Source organism: Bradyrhizobium sp. P2_E8, assembly GCF_056403875.1.
Map to the genome: position 1 here is coordinate 1 of NZ_JBFUES010000491.1, position 5,501 is coordinate 5,501.

Genomic DNA, 5,501 nt, shown 5'->3' on the forward strand with positions numbered 1-5,501 from the left:
GCCTATATCAGCGGCGCGAACACCAAGGTCGACGCGCTCGGGACCAGCAGCACCGATACGCTGTCGGTCAACAACGGCTCGCTGGTGCATGCCTTCGATCTCGGCACCGCGCATGCGCCGACCGACACCACGCCGGACCTCACCGAAAACCAGGACACCGTGCGCGGCCTTGCCGTCGTCGCGAGCTCGCACCAGGCGGTCGTGACCAACGTCGCGTCGGTCGCTGCGAGCAGCGGCATTTCCATCATGATCAACCCGATCACCAACGTGATGAGCGGGGTGACGAGCGCCTATATCGACAGCGCGGCCCTCGACACGCGCCTGACCTCTTCGACGCTGAAGCCGCAGATCGAGGTCGCCGCATCCAGCTTCTCCTATTCGGGCGCGTTCGGTGCCGGCATCGTGGCTCCGACCGGCAACGGCGGCGGCGGCGCCACCATCATCAGCACGACGATGCAGCGCGGTACGTTCGCCTATATCACCAATGCCACGGTCGGCGGCGTGCAGTCGTCGAGCGCGACGGTCGGCGCCGTCACCGTGAAGGCCAATGCCGAGCAGGATGCATCCTCGATCGCGATCGGGTTCAACACCGGCTCGGTCGGGCTGAACGTCTTCCAGGCGACGACGGAAGCCTATGTCGACGGCGGCGCGCTGACGGCCTCGTCACTGACGGTGAACGCCACCAACAACACCGGCATCTTCTCCGCGAACGGCTCCGGCGCCTATGGCAGCCAGGCCGCGATCGGCGCGGCGTTCCTGGTCCAGGTCTCCTCGAACCGGACCGAGGCCTATGTCGGCGACGAATTCCATTATCAGGGCAATGGCGCAGCACACACGACCGCGCTCAATTTGAGCGGCGCGCTCGACGTCGAGGCCTACACCAAGAACCGCTTCGAGGCCTATGCCATCGGCGGCGCGCTCTCGACGGGGACGGCCGCGATCGCGGGCATGGCGAACATCGAGATCGCCAACAACACCACCATCGCCGGCGTTTACGACACCACGCTGCAGTCGCAGACGGGCGGCGCAGCCGGCGCGGTCACCATCAATGCGACCGAGGACGTGGCGATCAAGGAGATCGCCGGCGCACTCGCGGTCGGCGCCAGCGGGGCCGGCGTCGGCGTCGGCGCTGCGGCCAACGTCATCGTGTTCAAGAGCCGGACCGTTGCCGAGAGCTGGAACAGCAATCTGAACTCGTCCGGTGCGATCAACGTCAGCGCGCTCAGCACCAAGGAAGTGCAGTCCTACGCAGTGACGGCCGGCATCGGTGGCAGCGTCGGCATCGGCGCGACCGTCGGCGTCATCATCATCGGCACCAACACCGCCGATGCCGACACCCAGGGCCAGCAGACCGGCCAGCTCAATCAGGGCAACAACGGCACCATCGCGTCGGTGAACAACGGCACCAACAACTCGCATGGCAGCAACGCAGTCGCCAGCGGCACGGCCGGCAATCCGAACAGCGCCAACGTCAGCTCGACCTACGACGTCGGCAGCGTGCTGAGCGGCGGCAACGACGCCGTCGTCGCGCAGATCGCGGGCGGCAATGTCACGGGCACGCAGGTCAATGTCGCCGCCACCAGCGCCAACGCAGCCAAGATGTATCTGCTCGGCGCCGGCTTTGCCAAGAATGTCGGCATCGGGGCCGGCATTGGCTACACCAGCGTCAACAGCACCGTGCTCGCCAATTTGAGTGACTACGGACGCAACGGCTCCGGCGCGCTGGTGGCCGCAGATACGCCTTTGGCCGTCTCGGCACCGGTTGTCACCGTTGCGGCGGTCGTCAAGGACGCGACCACCGGACCTTATGCCGGCAAGACCATCGACACCGAGGCGATCGCCGGCGGTGCGGCGCTTTACTTCGGCGCCGATGCGGCTGTCGCGGTCGGCAATGTCAGCAACTCCGTGGTGGCGATGCTTGGCGGCCAGATCACCGGAACGGGCGGCACCGGCACGGGCGCTGCGGTCATGGCGCTGGATTCGACGACCCAGGTGGTCTTCACCGGCGGCGTCACCGGCGGCGCAGTCGCTGTCGGCGCTTCGGTCGCAACGGCAAGCCGAACTAGCTCGGTCGCTGCGAGGGTTCTGAACGGCGCCACCGTCAACGTCTCGACTCTGGCGGTCGGCGCATCCGGCGCCGGCACCTTGTCAACGACCGCTACCGCGCTCGGCGGTGGCATCGTCGCGGGCGTCGGTGCGGATGCGGAGGCCCACGAGAACTCGTCCGTGCTGGCGGAGATCGGCAGCAGCGCCTCGATCTCGACGTCCGCGACCGGCGTCGGCACGCTGGTGTCGGCGTCGATCACGCCCAATCTGTCGAGCGAGGCGATCGGCGTTTCGGTCGGCGGCGGTGCCGTCGGCGTCGCCATCGCCAAGTCCACGGTCGGCGCCACCGTAACGGCCGATGTCGGCGACAACGCCAGCTTCTCCGGCGGTGCGCTCGCCGTGACCGCCATGGCGCTGGTTCCGACCGGCGGCACCACGACTTGGGCCAAGGCGCTCGCCGGTGGCGGCGGCTCGCTGATCGGCGCGCAGGGCAGCCTGGCCCAGGCGTCCGAGAACGCCACGGTCAACGCGTACGGCGGAACGGGGATCAGGCTTCCCAATGCCAACGTGACCATCGCGGCCGAGAACGACAGCGCCCAATACGCCGAGGGAACCGGCCTTTCGACCGGCTTCCTGGCGCTCGGTGCCACCGTCGCGCAGACGTCGTCTAGCGCGCACACCTACGCCTATCTCGGCGCGCCCGCGGACATGGCTACCCTGAACCACGGAAGCTATACGGGGATCCTCCGGATCACGGCGACCGGCACCGATACCAATGTCTCCAACGCGAAGGTCGGCGCGGGCGGCACCTATGCCGGCGCGGCGGCGGTCGCCACCACCAACTCGACCGCCGTGACCAACGCGCGGTTCGACGGCGGCACCGCGGATGACACGCTCTATTTCGGCGGCCTCAGCGTCAAGGCCACGCACACCACCAATTATGCGGCCAGCGGTGATGCCTATCAGGCGTCCACGGCCGGCGTCTCCGCCGGCAAGGCGCAGAATGATGTCACCTCGACCACCACGGCCGAGATCGGCACGCACCTGATCATCAACACGGATGGCGGCAACATCGTCGTCATCTCCAAAGACAACGTCAACCAGGCCGGTGGCGGCGCACGCTCGGGCTCCGGCGGTTCGTTCTCGGGTGCTGCAGCGCTGAGCGACTCTCATGTGACCCAGTACGTCACCACCAATATCGGCGCCGGAACGATCCTGAGCCTCAACGGAGATCCGCGGACGGCGACCGGGGTGATCGATATCGAGGCCTACAACACACTGAACACCCAGGACACGGCGAGCCTGGCCACGGCCAGTTTCTTCGCCGGCGGTGGCGCCGAGTCCAACATGACGGCGAACGCCACGCTCGCGGTCAATATCAATGCCCGCGAATTGTTCAGCGTCGGCAAGATCTTCGTCGGCACGGCAGCGACGATGTCGGCGTCCAACAACGCCAACGCCAGTCTCTACGGCGCGATCGCCGGCGTCGGCRCCAGCACCAACACATGGGTCCACGCCAACCAGGCCGTCAATGTGGGCAGCAGCACGACAATCGAGGCCTGGCGCGACATCAACATCTATGCCGGCATGTCCGGCGATACCATCACCTTCAGCAGCGTGCAGGCGACCGCGACGACGGTGGTCTACAACAACACCGCCATTCCGATCTCCACGCTGTACCGCGGCACGGCCAATGCCGCGAACGACTCAAGCCTCACGCTTGCCGACAGCTCGCGTGTGCTCGGCGTACGGGACATCTACCTTGGCGCAACGCAAGGGCAGGTCACCGCGTCCGGCAACGGCAGCAATTACAATCCGTATCTGGACATCTTCAGCGCCAAGAACAGCGACAACCACAGCCATACCAGCGGAACGGGCGATGTCGCGCTCAATGGCCTCGTGGTCGCGGGCATCAACAACGACGTGACCATCACGATCGATCTTGGTGCAGGTGCGCCGACGTTGAGTACGACGAGTCCTTACTCGCCGCTCAAGCCCGACTTGTCGTCGCCGCCCACCCTCGAATACGTCGCCGACGTCGATCATTTCAGCCCGGTGAAGAGCTGGAACCACCAGACGATCCAGTACACCATCGTCGGGGGCTTCAATCCTTATCAGAACATCGTCAACCAGCTCGTCACGCTGACCGGCCAGACCGCGACGCAGATCCGGACCCAGCTCGCGACGTCGACGTCGACACATCCCGCCACGATGGCGCCGTCCGGCGCCGATCCGACGGGCGACGTGCAGCGCCAGATCAACGCCCTGATCCAGCAGGCGCCCTATACTTCCGACGCCGCCGGCAACGCCTTCGCGTTCGGCGACATCCTGGTGTCCGCCGGCAATGTCTCGATTCTGGCGCAGAAGCTGAGCGGAAACAGCCTCTCCGGTCACACGGCGCCATCGGTCACTGCGCAGAGTTCGCCGACGATCAGGGTCGAGAACCGCGGCCTCGACTTCATGGATTTCGCGAACCTCACGGTTACCAATGTGACCGGCGGAAACATCACCTACCGCCAGATCGACCATGTCGACCCCGACTCGCATTCCAACGTGACCTTCACCGCCACGCCGAGCGCGACGCCGATCATCGACATCTCGGCTACCTACAACCGCGTCGATCCCAGCACCGGGCTCGGGGTCGACGGCAACGGCAACCAGCTGACGCGCAAGCCCGACATTTATTTCGACGGCATCGTCACCAACGAGAACGGCCTGCTCAAGATCACCAGCCAGCTCGGCAGCGTCGTCGCGTCGCAGTCGCTCAACGCCGCGACCATCCAGATGGTGGCGCCCAACGGCTCGTTCATCTTCCTCGGCGGCGTCGGCAGCTTCTACAGCTCCAACCACGACGTCACCTCGCAATGGRCCGGTGTCGAATACAAGCCGGCCGATAACGACACACTGACGGCGGTGATGGCGGCGGCGACCTATCTCGGCGCCTATGGCGCCTACGCGTACAGCCCGCACATCGGCGACGGCGGCAATCACCCGTATTTCTATTACTGCTGCGTCGACGGCCATAGTGGCGTCCAGCAGACGGCCGCCAACAGCACGGTCTTCACCGCGCGCATGCTGATGACCTATTACGACGGCCTGTCGCTCTATTCGGCGATCTTCCTGCCGATGGGCAACGGCTCGCCCAACGGAGGCGGCGGCAGCGTGGGCAGCACCGCCACGCTTGCGGCGATGGAAGGCCCGACGGTCCAGCCGATTTCGACCGCGCCGTGGGAGCGCAATACCTATGCCGGCCAGGGCGTTTTCAGCAACACGACCCACGACACCGTTACAACACACTCCGACGGTTCGACCTCGACCCACACGGACACGTACTACTCGCCGTTCAATTGCGACAGGTGCTCGGCCTACTTCCAGGTCGTCAATATCCAGAACGACGTGATCACGCCGAGGACCGCGAACACGAACGCGAGCACGAACTGGGCCTCGACCACGCC

General features: G+C 65.9%; 1 protein-coding gene. It reads left to right on the forward strand.

Translation table 11 applies throughout. From position 1 onward, the window contains the following. Window positions 1-5,501, forward strand: a 5,501-nt coding sequence (locus tag AC1D00_RS24475; protein WP_477012420.1) for a beta strand repeat-containing protein, incomplete at both ends; no start/stop codon positions are given.